This window comes from Duganella sp. Dugasp56 (genome assembly GCF_047304105.1).
Classification (GTDB): domain Bacteria; phylum Pseudomonadota; class Gammaproteobacteria; order Burkholderiales; family Burkholderiaceae_D; genus Rugamonas; species Rugamonas hordei.
Genome location: NZ_JBGLYQ010000002.1, coordinates 63,518 through 78,332, shown reverse-complemented (window position 1 = coordinate 78,332; position 14,815 = coordinate 63,518). Strand labels below are relative to the sequence as shown.

Sequence of the window (14,815 nt, the reverse complement as noted above, 5' to 3'; positions counted from 1 at the left end):
CAGGACTGAAATCACGCATGGGCTTGTTCTCGAAACTCGGTAAAAACAAGCAAGAAACTGCTGCGCAAGACAGCGGCTATTACACCAGCGCAGATGACCAGGCGATGTCGGAGCGCGCGCGCTCCAAGCGCGCCTCGTCGGCCGATGGCAACGCCAAATCCCGCCGTTCGCGGGACAACGAGGCCGACGATCCGGTGTTGCCGGAAAAGAAACGTGCGCGCCGCCGTCTCGTCGGCGCCATCGCGCTGGCGCTGGGCGTGGCGATCGGCTTGCCGATGGTGCTCGATTCCGAGCCGAAGCCGCTGGCGTCCGACATTGAAATCAAGATTCCGTCCAAGGACAAGCCTGCCGAAGCCCCCGCCGCCGCCCCCGTCGCCAACAGCGCCGCGCTCGACAGCAAGGAAGAAATCGTCGACGACGCCAAGCTGGCCGTGAAACCGTCGCCGGCCATTGCCGCGCCAGCGCCCGCACCTGCCAAGCCTGACACCGCCAAGCACGAAGCCGACCTGAAGGCCGAAGCCAAGGCCAAGGCCGACCAGATCGCCAAGAACAAGGCCGACAACGAAGCCAAGGCCCGCCAGGACGCCGACTACAAGCAGGAACTGGAGCGCAAGCAGGCCGAGGTGAAGGCGGAAGCGAAGGCCAAGGCCGACGCCGAACGCAAGCTGGCCGAGGCGAAGGCCGCCAAGCAAGCCGAGAAACCGGCGGCGACGTCGGAAGACGCGCGCGCGCTGGCCATCCTGGAAGGCAAGAGCGCCGCCAAGCCGGCCGCCGCCGAGTCCGGCCAGAAGTTCGTGCTGCAGGTGGCCGCGCTGTCGGACAAGGGCAAGGTCGATGAGCTGCGCGACAAGCTGAAAAAAGCCGGCATCAACTCCTTCACGGAGAAGGCGCCGTCGGGCGAGGTGACCCGCGTCCGCGTGGGGCCGTTCACCAGCAGGGACGAGGCAGAAAAAGTGAAGGCCAAGCTGACCGCGATGGGCTTGAACGGCCGTCTCGAAACCGTCTGATCCAGCCGGCTGCCCGACGTGACGATTTTTGATTACCTGGTGATTTTCGTGCTGGTCGCGTCGGTCATCATCGGCATGATGCGCGGACTGGTGAAGGAAGTGCTGTCGCTGGCGGGCTGGGTGGTGGCCTTCGTGGTCGCCAACGCCTACGCCGCCGCGCTGGCGCAGCTGCTGCCGCCGGTGGTGCCGGGCGAAGTGCTGCGTCTGATCCTGGCCTTTATCGCCTTGTTTATCGGCGTGCGAATTTTAATGGGCCTGCTGGGCATGGCGCTGGGCGCCTTGCTCGATGCCGGCGGCCTCGGGCTGGTCGACCGCTTGCTGGGCATGGTGTTCGGTTTCGGCCGCGGCCTTGTAATCGTGTTGGCCGGCGTCATCTTGTGTGGGATGACGTCGATACCGCAACAGGCATTCTGGAAGAATGCGCTATTGAGTCCGCTCGCGGAGACCGGGGCGCATATGGTGAAAGCCTTCCTTCCCGCTGCCATGGCGCAGCATGTAAATTTTTGAATTCTTTAAATCCGTAGCACCAAGTCCAGGAGCAACATCATGTGTGGCATCGTCGGCGTCGTATCCCATCAACCTGTCAATCAACTGCTGTATGACGCGCTGCTGCTGCTGCAGCACCGCGGCCAGGATGCGGCGGGTATCGCGACCAATCACAGCAGCATGTTCGCCATGCACAAGGCCAACGGCCTCGTTCGTGACGTCTTCCGTACCCGTAATATGCGTACGCTGCAAGGCAATTCCGGTATCGGCCACTGCCGCTACCCAACGGCCGGCTCGTCGAGCGAGGAAGAAGCGCAGCCGTTCTACGTCAACGCGCCGTTCGGCATCACGCTGGCGCACAACGGCAACCTGACCAACTGGGAACAGCTCAAAAAGGAAATGTTCCAGAACGACCGCCGCCACATCAACACCGATTCCGATTCGGAAGTGCTGCTGAACGTGCTGGCCCACGAAATCCAGAAAGCCACCACCGGCATCTCGATCGACGCCGACACGATCTTCGAAGCCGTGACCGTGCTGCATCGCCGCGTGCGCGGCGGCTACGCTGCCGTGGCGCAGATCGCCGGCGTCGGCCTGCTGGCCTTCCGCGATCCGTTCGGCATCCGTCCGCTGTGCCTGGGCATCAACGAAACCGAGCAGGGCGCCGAATACCTGATCGCCTCCGAGTCGGTGGCGCTGGAAGGCATGGGCTTCCGCTTCGTGCGCGACATCGCGCCGGGCGAGGCCGTCTTCATCGACGCCGACAAGCAGCTGCACAGCCGCCAGTGCGCGGACAATCCGTCGCTCAACCCTTGCGTGTTCGAGTTCGTCTACCTGGCCCGTCCGGATTCCGTCATCGACGGCGCCTCGGTCTACGCCACCCGCCTGAAAATGGGCGAGTACCTGGCCGAGAAGATCAAGCGCGAATTCAAGGACGGCGAGATCGACGTGGTCATGCCGATTCCGGATTCGTCGCGTCCGGCCGCGATCCAGCTGGCGCTGGCGCTGAACGTCGAGTACCGCGAAGGCTTCATCAAGAACCGCTACATCGGCCGCACCTTCATCATGCCGGGCCAGGCCGCGCGCAAGAAATCCGTGCGCCAGAAGCTCAACGCCATCGCCTCCGAGTTCAAGGACAAGGTCGTGCTGCTGGTCGACGATTCGATCGTGCGCGGCACCACCAGCCGCGAGATCGTGCAGATGGCGCGCGAAGCGGGCGCGAAGAAAGTGATCTTCGCTTCGGCCGCGCCGCCGGTGATCTACCCGAACGTGTACGGCATCGACATGCCGACCCGCGACGAGCTGATCGCCTACGGCCGCACCACCGAGGAAGTGTGCCGCGAGATCACCGCCGACCACCTGGTCTACCAGGACATCGACGCGCTGAAACGGGCGATCTCGGACGTCAATCCGGCGCTGAAGAATTTCGAGGCTTCGTGCTTCGACGGTGTCTACGTCACCGGCGACATCTCGAAGGACTACCTGGACAAGCTGGAGTACGCGCGCCACCATCCGAAGGCCGCCGCGCCGGAAGACGCGGGCCGCTCGCAACTGAACCTGAACCTGGCTGTCACCGAAGCCTAACCTTCGTCATTCCCGCGCAGGCGGGAATCCATACTGAGCCTGCGTGCTCGCGTTCTATGGGTTCCCGCCTGCGCGGGAACGACGTGCGAGAATGCACATGAACGACAAGAAAAACTACGGTTTCACCACCACCATCCTGCACAACGACCGCCTGAAAGGCATCGAGCACGGCTCGCTGCACAAGCCCATCCATACCTCGGTCGCCTTCGGCTACGCCGACGCGCGCCAGCTGGCGTCCGTGTTCCAGGGCAAGGAGCCGGGTTTCCGCTACGGCCGCCAGGGCAACCCGACCATCTCCGCGCTGGAAGACAAGGTCAACAAGATGGAGCAGGGCGTCGGCACGCTGTGCTTTGCCACCGGCATGGGCGCGATCGGCGCCGTGTTCCAGTCGCTGCTGCGCGCCGGCGACCACGTGGTGTCGTCGGCCTTCCTGTTCGGTAACACCAACAGCCTGTGGCAGACCACGATGGGGCAGGGCGTGGCCGTGTCCTTCGTCGATGCCACCGACGTCGCCAACGTCGCCGCCGCCATCACCGACCAGACCCGCGTGGTGTTCGTCGAAACCATCGCCAATCCGCGCACGCAGGTGGCGGATTTGCGGCGCATCGGCGAACTGTGCCAGCAGCGCGGCATCCTCTACATCGTCGACAACACGATGACCACGCCGTATCTGTTCCGTCCGAAATCGGTCGGCGCCGGCCTGGTGATCAATGCGCTGACCAAGTCGATCGGCGGCCACGGCAACGCGCTGGGCGGCAGCCTGACGGACACCGGCGTCTACGACTGGAGCAGGTTCCCGAATATCTACGAGAACTACAAGAAGGCCGCGCCCGCGCAATGGGGGCTGGCGCAGATCCGCGCCAAGGGCCTGCGCGACTTCGGCGCCTCGCTGGCGCCGGAAGCGGCGCACCACATCGCCGTCGGCGCCGAAACGCTGGCGCTGCGCATGGAACGCACCAGCAGCAACGCGCTGGCGCTGGCCGGGATGCTGGAGGCGGACGAGCGCGTCGCCGCGGTTCACTATCCGGGGCTGAAGTCGCACCCGCAACATGGCATCTCGACCGAGCTGTTCCGCAGTTACGGCTCGCTGCTGAGCTTTGAGCTGAAGGACGGCATCGACTGCTTCGATTTCCTCAATCGCCTGAAATTGGCGATTCCGGCGTCCAACCTGGGCGACACGCGCACGCTGGTGATTCCCGTGGCCCACACCATCTTCTACGAGATGGGCGCCGAGCGCCGCGCGTCGATGGGCATCGCCGAATCGCTGATACGGGTGTCGGTCGGCATCGAAGACGCCGACGATCTGCTGGACGACTTCGCCTGCGCGCTGGAAGGCTGCTGATACAAAACTGCACATTTGAATATTTGTGCGCAGTTATCTTTTTCTATACACTTGGCTTTAATATATTTAAAGCCAAGGGGCGGAACAATGAAAACTGCTTTGGTGTTTGCGTTAACGCTGGCCGCGGCCGGCGCAGTCCAGGCCGAAGACCTGCAGAGTGACCAGCACAGGGCCCGCCAGTCCGACATCGACTACTACACCCAGCGCTACGACGGCGCCGATGTCGCGCTGGCCAGGTTCAACTGCGTCAAGCCCGACATTCCCACCCGCTCCGAAACCAAGCAGGACATCAAGGCCGTCGGCGCCGGCATCGACGCCTGGATGGCTTGCTACAACGGTTTCGTCAAAAAACTGCACGACGTGCTTCCTGTCGGCAAAGCCATTCCGGACGATCTGGTCGACCTGATGACGGACGACGAGTTGAAGCAAGCACTGTCCCGGCTGGATCACGCCTACGCCGCCGTCTACGCCGAAGGCAAGCAGCGCGCCGACCAGATCATGGCCGCCCGCGAAGCCTGGCAAACCAAGACCAACGAATTCGTCGCCACCGAGAACGCCCGCACGCAGCAGGTCGCCCTGGTGCAGCAGACCGAGGCCCGCAACGGCGCCTCGACCGCGCGCGCGTCGGGTCCGGTGCCCACGCTGGCGGTCAAGCACTGAATTGTTTTGCCAAATCCTTAAGTTTGGTTATACACTTGGTTTTTCAGACTATAACTAAAAAGGTGTGACATGAAAGCTTCGTCGATAATCGGGTTGTGCATGGTATTGGTCAGCGGCAGCGTGCTGGCGGATGAGCTGGCCGATGCCGACAAGTTGATGGCCGCCAAGGACTACACCCGCGCGCTGCCGATCTACGCCAGGCTGGCCGCCGGCGGCAACGCCGTCGCGCAATTCCACATGGGCGAACTGTACTGGTACGGCGAAGGCACGGCGGTGGATATGGCCAAGGGCGACGAGCTGTTCAAGAAGGCCGCCGATGCGGGCGTGGCCGACGCCAAGGCGGCCTTGCAGATGACGCCGCAGCGCCAGGCCAAGCTGAGCCAGATCGACTACTACGCCAACAAGTACGACGGCTCGGATATTACGCTGAGCAAGTTCAACTGCGTCAAGCCGGACATTCCAGCGATGTCCACCAATGCCAGGGACATCAAGGCGGTCGGCGTCAACGTCGACGCCTGGCTGGCCTGCTACAACGGTTTCGTCAAGAACCTGAACAGCCTGCTGCCAGCCGGCAAGGCAATCCCGGCCGACCTGCCCAACCTGATGACGGATGCCGAATTTGCCCAGTCCATCGCGCGCATGGACCAGGCCTACGCGGCCGCCGGCGCCGATGCGAAGAAGCAGGCCGACAGCGTGAACCTGGCGCAGGCAGCCTGGGAAGCCAAGACCACCGAGTACGTCAAGACCGCCAGCGCCCGCAGCCAGAACGCGCTGACCCAGCGCCAGGCGGAAACCGACCAGCAGCAGAACTGGGACCAGAACATGCGGGTCGGCAGTTCTATCATGGGCAAGAGCACCAAATAACTACGATGTGATAACCGGGAGTAAACGATGAGAGTTGCAATAATTGCTGGTCTGATGATGGTGATGGGCACGCAGGCTTGGGCTGCGGGGACGACCGATGTGGACCAGATCGTGGCCAAGCGCCGCGCGCACCAGGCGGACATCGACTATTACACCAGCCGCTACGACGGTGCCGACCTGGCCGCCAAGGCCAACTGCGCCGAGCCGGCGATGCCCTCCCATTCCGCTTCCCGCGACGGCGTCAAGCAGGTGCGTAACAATATCGCTGAATGGAGTGAGTGCTACAACCAGTTCATCGGCAGCTATAACGCCTTGTTGCCGGCCGGCAAAGCCATTCCGGCCGACGTGGCGGCGGTGATGACCGATGCCGAGCGCAAGGTCGCGGCCACGCGCATGGATATGGCCTATACCGAGATCGCCATGGAGATGCAGCGCAAGGCGCAGGCGCTGGACGTCAAGGCGGAGTTGTGGGCGCAGGCCACCTCGGAATTCCTGAAGGACCCGAGCTACGTCAAGCACTTCAAACAGAACTACTATTCGGTCAACAACAGCGACAACGGCATGGCTTCCTACGTTGTCGGCAGCGCCATGCCTGGCCAGCGTCCGACCGCGGACAACCGCCGCTAAGACCATAGCGGCGTCCGGGTAGCTGGCGCGAACTTAGTGCCAGCTGCGCATCAGGCCGACCGCCAGGCCTTCCAGCGCGAACTCGTCCGCTTCCGGATCGACCTTGATGATCTTGAAGTCCGGATTCTCCGGCAACAATTCCACCGTGGATCCCGTCTTCCGGTAGCGCTTGACGGTGACGTCGTTGCCGATGCGGGCCACGACGATCTGGCCGTTCTTGGCGCTGTCCACCTTCTTCACCGCAAGTAAATCGCCATCCATGATGCCGGCGTCGCGCATCGATTCGCCGCGCACCTTGAGCAGGTAGTCCGGCTTGGACGAGAACATCGCCGGATCGACGCTGTAGCTGGTTTCCAGGTTTTCCTGCGCCAGGATGGGCGAGCCGGCGGCCACGCGGCCGATCAGCGGCAGCGACATCATCAGCGACGGCGGCACCTTCGGCATCGCCGGCTCGGCATGCACGCCCAGCAGGCGGATACCGCGCGAGGTGCCGGCGGCGATCTCGATCGCGCCCTTGCGCGCCAGCGCCTGCAGGTGCTCCTCGGCCGCGTTGGCGGATTTGAAGCCCAGTTCATTGGCGATCTCGGCACGGGTCGGCGGGAAGCCGGTGTTTTCGATGGCATCCTTGATCAGATTGAGAATTTGTTCCTGTCGTGCGGTGAGCTTGATCATAGAGTCCGTTGGGCCTGTGTATATAGACAGTCTGTATTTTTGTACAGTGTGAGAGGAAATGCAAGAGGATTTGTTGCTTTGCGCGAAATAAATTCATGCGGCCTCATAGGGCGGGGAATTTCGGCGGCGGGCCGGGGCTGGTTTTTTGGCCCAAAAGCTGATATAGTCGCGGGCTTACCTCTTCCCACACCTGTCTTGACGCCAGGGTGGGCTATATTCACAGTCCTTAAGGGAGTTTGCATGCGTCACTATGAAATAGTATTTATCGTCCACCCGGACCAGAGCGAGCAAGTGCCCGCCATGATCGAGCGTTACAAAACCACCGTAACGACCCGCGGCGGCGCCGTGCACCGTGTTGAAGATTGGGGCCGTCGTCAGATGGCTTACTCGATCCAGAAACTGGCTAAAGCACACTACATCTGCCTGAACATCGAATGCGACAACGAGACCCTGGTCGAGCTGGAAACCGCCTTCAAATTCAATGATGCCGTGCTGCGTCACCTGACCGTCAAGATGAAGAAAGCGGAAACCGCTCCTTCGCCGATGATGAAGTCGGTACAACGTGAAGATGCAGCGAAATCGCATCGCACCGAAGCTCCAGCAGCCGCTGCTGCTCCTGCGGCCTAATTGTTTCAGAACCGGGCTGAATCAGCTCCAGTGAATGTAAGCCAATTCATCGCCTTGATCGCCGAACGGGACGCCTTGCGCTATACCCCGGCCGGCATGCCGATCGTGAACGCTGTCCTGCAGCACCGGTCGCAGCAGATGGAGGCGGGCATTGCCCGATTGAGCGAGTTTGAAATTTCCGCGGTTGCCGCGGGCGAGATTTCAGGCCGCTTCAGTCAGGCGCCACTGGCAGGCATGTATCAGTTCACCGGTTTTCTGAACAAGAAGAATCGCAATAGCAAAAGCCTGGTGTTTCACATCATTGATTTTAGTGCTGTCCCAGACAGCTCAATTTAAATACAGGAGCCTAAAATGGCATTCGGTAAAAAGTTCGACAAAAACAAGCTCAAGCTGAAAGAAAAGCGCAAGCAACAAAACCCATTGTTCAAACGTAAGAAGTTCTGCCGCTTCACCGCAGCAAACGTTGAACAAGTTGACTACAAAGACGTCGACACCCTGAAGGACTTCGTCCAGGAAAACGGCAAAATCATGCCAGCACGTCTGACCGGTACCAAGGCGCACTACCAGCGTCAAGTTGACACCGCAATCAAGCGCGCCCGCTACCTCGCGCTGCTGCCTTACACCGATCTGCACCACGCTTAATTGCGTAGTCTAGATAAGATCCTGGAGAAGAACTATGCAAATCATTCTGTTAGAAAAAGTCGTCAACCTGGGCAACCTGGGTGAAGTCGTTAAAGTTAAAGACGGTTACGCACGTAACTTCCTGATTCCGCAAAAAATGGCTCGCCGCGCTACCGCGTCGGCCGTTGCTGAATTCGAAGTCAAGCGCGCTGAACTGGAAAAAGCTGCTGCCGCCAAACTGGCCGCCGCGCAAGCCCAAGGCGAGAAACTGAACGGCATGACCGTGAACGTTTCGCAAAAAGCTGGTGTTGACGGCCGTCTGTTCGGCTCCGTCACCAACTTCGACATCGCTGAAGCGCTGACCAAAGCTGGTTTCGCCGTTGAAAAAGCTGCCGTGCGCATGCCTACCGGTCCTCTGAAGACCGTTGGCGAGCACCCGGTGAGCGTTGCTCTGCACACCGACGTGGTGGTGGAAGTGACCGTTGCTGTCGTAGGCGAAGCTGCCTAAGATTTGAGCGGGCGGCAACGCCTGCCAAGCTTGCAACATCGAGAAAAAAGCCGGGCTAGCCCGGCTTTTTTCTCGTCATAATTTTGTAGTATGGCACAAACAAGCAGGTATAATTCGCGCCATGAACGCCCCTTCCGATCCGCAAGTAGATTCACTCCGCGTCCCGCCGCATTCCATCGAAGCAGAACAGTCCGTCATCGGCGGCCTGCTGCGCGACAATGCCGCGTTCGACCGCATCGCGGACATGATGCATCCGGAAGATTTCTACCGCTACGACCACCGCATCATCTTCGAGCAGATCGTCAAGATGATCAACGGCTCCAAGCCGGCCGACGTGATCACCGTATTTGAAACCCTGACCCAGCTGGGCAAGGCCGAGGACGTCGGCGGCCTGGCCTACCTGAACGCGATGGCGCAAAACACGCCGTCGGCCGCCAACATCCGCCGCTACGCCGAGATCGTGCGCGACCGTTCCATCCTGCGCCAGCTGATCACCGTGGCCGACGAGATTTCCGGCCAGGCGTTCAGCCCGCAGGGCAAGGAAGTCAAGCAGATGCTCGACGAGGCCGAATCGAAGATCTTCGCCATCGCCGAGCAGGGCGCCCGCGGCGCCGCCGGCTGGACCGCCGTGCAGCCGCTGCTGACCCAGGTGGTCGAGCGCATCGACGAGTTGTACTCGCGTGAAAACCAGTCCGAGATCACCGGCGTGCCGACCGGCTTCATCGACCTCGACCGCATGACCTCCGGCCTGCAGCCGGGCGACCTGGTCATCGTGGCCGGCCGTCCGTCGATGGGCAAGACCGCATTCTCCGTCAACATCGGCGAAAACGTCGCCATCGAGGCCGGCCTGCCGGTGGCGATCTTCTCGATGGAGATGGGCGGCGCCCAGCTGGCGATGCGTATGCTGGGCTCGGTCGGCCAGCTCGACCAGCACCGCCTGCGCACCGGCCGCCTGAACGACGAGGACTGGCCGCGCCTGACGCACGCCATCCAGAAGATGAACGACGCCCAGTTGTTCATCGACGAAACCCCGGCGCTGAACCCGATCGAGATGCGCGCCCGCGCGCGCCGCCTGTCGCGCCAGTGCGGCAAGCTGGGCCTGATCATCGTCGACTACCTGCAGCTGATGACCGGCTCGACCCAGGGCGACAACCGCGCCTCCGAAATCTCGGAGATCTCGCGCTCGCTCAAGGGCCTGGCCAAGGAGCTGCAGTGCCCGGTGATCGCGCTGTCGCAGCTGAACCGCTCGCTGGAGCAACGCCCCAACAAACGTCCCGTCATGTCCGACTTGCGCGAATCCGGCGCTATCGAGCAGGACGCGGACGTCATCATCTTCTTGTATCGCGACGAGGTCTACAATCCGGACTCGCCCGATAAAGGAACGGCCGAAATCATTATCGGTAAGCAGCGTAACGGCCCGATCGGCGCGGTGCGTCTGACCTGGATCGGCCAGTACACCAAGTTTGGTAACTACGTCGGTAATCTGGCGCTGTACCAAGGCGACTAATCTTTACGCCGGCCCACCAGGCCGGCGCCCGCAGCAAATTAATAAACGGAGAAAGACATGTTTGGACGCTTGATGCCCACCGAGGGCAAATTTTTTGACCTGTTCAACCAACACGCCGACCTGTGCGTCAAAGGTGCAAAAGAGATGCTGGGCCTGATGTCCAATTTCGACGACCTGGAAAACCGCGTACACGCGATCGAGTCGATCGAAAAGCAAGCCGACAAGATCACCTACGCCACCGTCGACCTGCTGCACAAGACCTTCATCACGCCGATCGACCGCGACGACATCCACAAGCTGATCACCCGCATGGACGACATCCTCGACCTGCTGGAAGACGCCGGCCAGACCGTCTCGCTGTACGACCTGCATTCGGTCACGCCGGAAGCCAAGCGCCTGGCCGAGCTGGTGCTGGCCTGCGCCGAGAAGGTGCGCGACGCCGTGGCGCTGCTGCACAACATGGACAACTCGCGCCAGATCGTCGCCATCTGCGAAGAGATCGACCGCCTGGAGTCGGACGCCGACCACGTGATGCGCGCCGCCATGTCCAAGCTGTTCCGCGACGAACCGGACGTGCGCAACCTGATCAAGATGAAGGCCATCTACGAAATCCTGGAAACCGTGACCGACCGTTGCGAAGATGTGGCCAACATCATCGAAGGCATCATCGTCGAAAACGCATAATTACAAAGAACTGTCCAAAACATGCATACCCTACAAATCAGCATCTACGTGCTGGGCCTGTTGATTGCCCTGGCGCTGGTGTTTGACTTCATGAACGGCTTCCACGACGCCGCCAACGCGATCGCGACCGTGGTCTCGACCGGCGTGCTCAAGCCGCAGACCGCCGTGGCCATGGCCGCCGTGTTCAACTTCACCGCGATCTTCGTGGTCGGCCTGCACGTCGCCTCGACGGTGGGCAAGGGCACCATCGACCCGGGCATCGTCGACCAGTACGTGATCTTCGGCGCGCTGGTCGGCGCCATCGCGTGGAACCTGTTCACCTGGTACTACGGCATCCCGTCGTCGTCGTCGCACGCGCTGATCGGCGGCCTGGTGGGCGCGGCGGTGGCCAAGTCCGGCACCAGCGCGCTGGTCGGCGGCGGCCTGCTGAAGACGGTGCAATGGATCATCCTGTCGCCGCTGATGGGCTTTGTGTTCGGCTCCATCATCATGCTGATCGTGTCGTGGATCTTCGTGCGCTCGACGCCGCGCCGCGTCGACAAATGGTTCCGCCGGCTGCAGCTGGTGTCGGCCGCGTCGTACAGCCTCGGCCACGGCGGCAACGACGCCCAGAAAACCATCGGCATCATCTGGATGCTGCTGATCGCGGTGGGCCAGGTGCCGGCCGGCGAAGCGGCGCCGCCGCTGTGGGTGGTGGTGTCGTGCTACACGGCGATCTCGTTCGGCACGCTGTTCGGCGGCTGGCGCATCGTCAAGACCATGGGCCAGAAGATCACCAAGCTCAAACCGGTGGGCGGCTTCTGCGCCGAGACCGGCGGCGCGCTGACCCTGCTGATCGCCTCGCACTTCGGCGTCCCGGTCTCGACCACGCACACCATCACCGGCGCCATCGTCGGCGTCGGCTCGTCGCAGAAGATGTCGGCGGTGCGCTGGGGCGTGGCGGGCAACATCGTCTGGGCCTGGGTGTTCACGATTCCAGCCTCGGCCTTCGTGGCCGCGCTGGCCTGGTGGGTCGGTCACCACATCATGTAAAACAAGGGGAGCCTCGGCTCCCTTTTTTTCGCCGTTGTAAAAAAACCAGCTCATGCGACTTGCTTATTGCCTTGACAACTCCTTCGTGTCAGCATGATGGCGCCCGGCGCCGCCGGCCTATCATGCGAATGAGGAGAATTTCATGGGTAATCGCTTTCTGCGTATCGCCGTTGTGTATTTCCTCGCCGGCATCGCGCTCGGCATCGTCATGGCGGCGTCGCAGGACTTCGTCATGCGCCCGGTCCATGCGCACGTCAACCTGCTCGGCTGGGTCAGCCTGGCGCTGTTCGGGCTGTTTTATCGCAGCGTGCCGGCGGCTGCCGCTACCCGGCTGGCCAAGGCGCATTTCTGGCTCTACAACGTTGCGCTGCCGGTCCAGATGATTTCGCTGGCGCTGTTCCTGAACGGCAGCACGGCGGTCGCTCCCTTGCTGGGCCTGGCGTCGGTGACGCTGGCGACTGGCGTGATCTGTTTTGCCGTCAACCTGTGGCGTTACACGCAAGACTAGCTGCGCATCGTCTCGCCGGGCTGGTCGAGCCCCAGCATCCTGGCCGCCATCGCGCGCGCCAGCACGGACGGCGGCGGAACCTCGACCGGCAGGTCGGTGAATGCCTCGTCGATCGCCAGGTTCGCCAGCCCGTGTGCCAGGCTCCATCCGGTCAGCGCCAGTTCCGGGCCGCGCGCCGCATCGAAGGCGGTGGCCGCCGAGACCAGCACATTGAACGCCGCCTCGGCGGCCTGCTTCAACTCCGGATGGCGGGACTTTTGCGCCAGCATGGGACCGAACATCAGGCGGAACTGCGCCGGCCGCGCGCGGGCGAATTCGACATACACCTCGCAGATGTCCATCAGCCGCTCGCCCTGGCTGCGCGCGCTTGCGTCATTCGCCGCCGCCATCGCCGCCGCCAGCGCGGCAAAGGCGCGCGCCGCCACCGCGGCCAGCAATTGCTCCCTGCCGGCAAAGTGATGATAGGGCGCGGCGTGCGACACGCCCGCGGCCTTGGCGACCTCGCGCAAGGTCAGCGCCTGCGCGCCGTCCTGCGCCAGCAGCGCGTCGGCGGCATCGAGCAGGCTGTCGCGCAGATTGCCGTGGTGATAGGGTTTAGTGGTCATAAAGTCATCTTGACAGGGGAAAGATATAATCGCACTATACATATCTTTCCACTGTAAAGATTAGGGGCGATCATGTACCACTTTATTGTCGGCCGCAAGCTGCGGCGCGCTTTTGGATACATTAACGCGGGAGCGTACGAGCGGGTGTTGCCGCAATTCGCGGCGTCGCACCGCCATGTGATGTACGGTGCCCATCCGCTGGCCGGCGAGCGCCGCACGGTGGCGTCGACGGCGCAGTGGTATGCGCGTCTGGCGCGGCTGCTGCCTGGATTGCGCTTCGACATCGCCGCCATCGCCGTCGCCGGCTGGCCGTGGCGCACCGTCGCCACGGTGACCTGGAAGGACCGTTTCACGCTGCCGGACGGCAGCACCGGCTCCAACCAGGGCGTGCATGAATTCGAATTGCGCTGGGGCCGCGTGCACAGGATGGTGATCCATTGCGACACCGCGAAGCTGGAGGACTACTGCCGCCGCATGGCCGCGGCCGGCATGGCCGAAGCGGCCGCCGCGCCGATCGCCGATGCCTGAAACATTGGCGGGCGTTGGCTGGGCCTGTCGATGCTTGTCGGCCTGCCGCGTCCCAAATACGCTATCATTCCGCCTCTTTCCAGTTTTGTCCGGTTGCCATGAAAGTTCCCCGCAATAAGCGTTATTCCCGGCGCCAGCACCAGCTTGAAGCGCTGTTGAATATCGCCCTGCTGGGCGGCCTGGTCAGCGCCCTGAGTTACCGTTGCGGCTTGCACGGCCGCCTGGGCGTTACGCGCCATGAGCTGGCGCTGCCGGTTCAGCTGCGCCTGCCCCAGCCGCTGAAGATCGCCTTTGCGTCCGACTTCCACGCCGGCGCGCCCACCCACCCGGGCATCTTCGCGGATTTATTCGCCAGCATCGCCGCCGAAGAGCCGGACCTGCTGCTGCTGGGCGGCGACTATGTCTCCGGGCCGGCCGGCAATGCCGCGGTGTTGTGCCCGGCGCTGGCGGCCTGCCGTCCGCCGCTGGGCAAGTTTGCCGTGCTCGGCAATCATGATTTGTCGACCGACGATGGCGAGATCGCGCGCCTGTTCGAGGCCGTGGACGTGCAGATGCTGGTCAACCGCGCGGTCGCGCTGCCTGCGCCGTTCGGCAATGTCTCGGTCTGCGGCATGGACGATCCCTGGACCGGCGAACCGGACGGCGCCGCCACCTTTGCCGGCGCCGGCGCGGTGCGCCTGCTGCTGATGCACGCGCCGGATGGCTTGCTGATGCTGGACGGCGAACGCTACGACATCGGCTTTGCCGGCCACACCCACGGCGGCCAGATCGCGCTGCGCGACGGCACGCCCCTGGTGATGCCGACCGGCCCGCTGTCGCGTCCCTATCACTACGGCCGCTTTCCCGTGCGCGGCAACGGCGAGCTGATCGTCAGCCGCGGCGTCGGCTGCAGCGGCGTGCCTGTGCGCATCAACGCCGATCCGGAACTGGTGATCTGTACTGTGCAATAATTT

19 protein-coding genes are annotated in these 14,815 nt (G+C 62.7%); 17 read left to right on the top strand and 2 right to left on the bottom strand.

Features of this window, described 5'->3' with window-relative positions:
- Positions 1-17: 17 nt before the first annotated feature.
- From ACCD07_RS01390 to ACCD07_RS01360, 7 genes are all read left to right on the top strand, one after another.
- Complete coding sequence (locus ACCD07_RS01390; RefSeq protein ID WP_413446281.1) at positions 18-1,007, top strand: SPOR domain-containing protein; 990 nt, start codon at positions 18-20, stop codon at positions 1,005-1,007.
- Positions 1,008-1,025: 18 nt separating this feature from the next.
- Positions 1,026-1,514: a CvpA family protein gene (locus ACCD07_RS01385; RefSeq protein ID WP_353405303.1), complete on the top strand. Its 489-nt coding sequence runs from the start codon at positions 1,026-1,028 to the stop codon at positions 1,512-1,514.
- Positions 1,515-1,553: 39 nt separating this feature from the next.
- Positions 1,554-3,077, top strand: a complete 1,524-nt coding sequence (gene purF, locus ACCD07_RS01380) for an amidophosphoribosyltransferase (protein WP_353405304.1) — start codon at positions 1,554-1,556, stop codon at positions 3,075-3,077.
- A 97-nt stretch (positions 3,078-3,174) separates the two neighbouring features.
- Positions 3,175-4,419 carry a cystathionine gamma-synthase family protein gene (locus ACCD07_RS01375; RefSeq protein WP_413446280.1) on the top strand — a complete coding sequence of 415 codons (1,245 nt, stop codon included), beginning with the start codon at positions 3,175-3,177 and terminating at the stop codon, positions 4,417-4,419.
- Positions 4,420-4,506: 87 nt separating this feature from the next.
- Complete coding sequence (locus ACCD07_RS01370; protein WP_353405306.1) at positions 4,507-5,079, top strand: hypothetical protein; 573 nt, start codon at positions 4,507-4,509, stop codon at positions 5,077-5,079.
- A gap of 99 nt (positions 5,080-5,178) precedes the next feature.
- Positions 5,179-5,943 (top strand): tetratricopeptide repeat protein, encoded by a 765-nt coding sequence (locus tag ACCD07_RS01365; RefSeq protein WP_413446279.1) that lies wholly within the window; start codon positions 5,179-5,181, stop codon positions 5,941-5,943.
- Between the two features lie 27 nt (positions 5,944-5,970).
- Positions 5,971-6,570, top strand: a complete 600-nt coding sequence (locus ACCD07_RS01360; protein ID WP_413446278.1) for a hypothetical protein — start codon at positions 5,971-5,973, stop codon at positions 6,568-6,570.
- Positions 6,571-6,603: 33 nt separating this feature from the next.
- Here ACCD07_RS01360 and lexA read toward each other — a convergent pair whose 3' ends face one another.
- Positions 6,604-7,242: a transcriptional repressor LexA gene (lexA, locus tag ACCD07_RS01355; RefSeq protein ID WP_176654458.1), complete on the bottom strand. Its 639-nt coding sequence runs from the start codon at positions 7,240-7,242 to the stop codon at positions 6,604-6,606.
- 240 nt (positions 7,243-7,482) lie between these two features.
- On the opposite strand from lexA, the gene rpsF reads away from it, so the two are divergent.
- The 8 genes from rpsF (at position 7,483) to ACCD07_RS01315 (ending at position 12,729) form a co-directional block, all read left to right on the top strand.
- A complete protein-coding gene (gene rpsF, locus ACCD07_RS01350; protein ID WP_028819549.1) occupies positions 7,483-7,869 on the top strand; it encodes a 30S ribosomal protein S6 in 387 nt (128 codons plus the stop codon).
- A 30-nt stretch (positions 7,870-7,899) separates the two neighbouring features.
- Positions 7,900-8,205: a primosomal replication protein N gene (gene priB / locus ACCD07_RS01345; protein WP_176654459.1), complete on the top strand. Its 306-nt coding sequence runs from the start codon at positions 7,900-7,902 to the stop codon at positions 8,203-8,205.
- 15 nt (positions 8,206-8,220) lie between these two features.
- Entirely contained in the window at positions 8,221-8,511 is a 291-nt protein-coding gene (gene rpsR, locus ACCD07_RS01340; protein ID WP_008450941.1) for a 30S ribosomal protein S18, read from the top strand.
- A 34-nt stretch (positions 8,512-8,545) separates the two neighbouring features.
- Positions 8,546-8,998, top strand: a complete 453-nt coding sequence (gene rplI, locus ACCD07_RS01335; RefSeq protein ID WP_090314782.1) for a 50S ribosomal protein L9 — start codon at positions 8,546-8,548, stop codon at positions 8,996-8,998.
- Between the two features lie 121 nt (positions 8,999-9,119).
- Positions 9,120-10,505, top strand: a complete 1,386-nt coding sequence (locus tag ACCD07_RS01330) for a replicative DNA helicase (protein WP_176654460.1) — start codon at positions 9,120-9,122, stop codon at positions 10,503-10,505.
- A 57-nt stretch (positions 10,506-10,562) separates the two neighbouring features.
- A complete protein-coding gene (locus tag ACCD07_RS01325; protein WP_008450935.1) occupies positions 10,563-11,189 on the top strand; it encodes a DUF47 domain-containing protein in 627 nt (208 codons plus the stop codon).
- 21 nt (positions 11,190-11,210) lie between these two features.
- The gene (locus ACCD07_RS01320; RefSeq protein WP_176654461.1) at positions 11,211-12,221 is read left to right on the top strand and encodes an inorganic phosphate transporter; all 1,011 of its coding nucleotides are present in this window, start codon (positions 11,211-11,213) and stop codon (positions 12,219-12,221) included.
- 142 nt (positions 12,222-12,363) lie between these two features.
- A complete protein-coding gene (locus ACCD07_RS01315; protein WP_176654462.1) occupies positions 12,364-12,729 on the top strand; it encodes a cytochrome-c oxidase in 366 nt (121 codons plus the stop codon).
- Here the strand turns inward: ACCD07_RS01315 and ACCD07_RS01310 are convergent.
- The gene (locus tag ACCD07_RS01310; protein WP_413446277.1) at positions 12,726-13,334 is read right to left on the bottom strand and encodes a TetR/AcrR family transcriptional regulator; all 609 of its coding nucleotides are present in this window, start codon (positions 13,332-13,334) and stop codon (positions 12,726-12,728) included. The genes ACCD07_RS01315 and ACCD07_RS01310 overlap by 4 nt on opposite strands.
- A 72-nt stretch (positions 13,335-13,406) precedes the next feature.
- On the opposite strand from ACCD07_RS01310, the gene ACCD07_RS01305 reads away from it, so the two are divergent.
- Positions 13,407-13,862, top strand: coding sequence for a nuclear transport factor 2 family protein (locus ACCD07_RS01305; RefSeq protein WP_353405313.1), 456 nt, complete (start codon positions 13,407-13,409; stop codon positions 13,860-13,862).
- Positions 13,863-14,017: 155 nt separating this feature from the next.
- Positions 14,018-14,812 (top strand): metallophosphoesterase, encoded by a 795-nt coding sequence (locus ACCD07_RS01300; RefSeq protein WP_413446276.1) that lies wholly within the window; start codon positions 14,018-14,020, stop codon positions 14,810-14,812.
- The last annotated feature ends 3 nt before the right edge of the window (positions 14,813-14,815 follow it).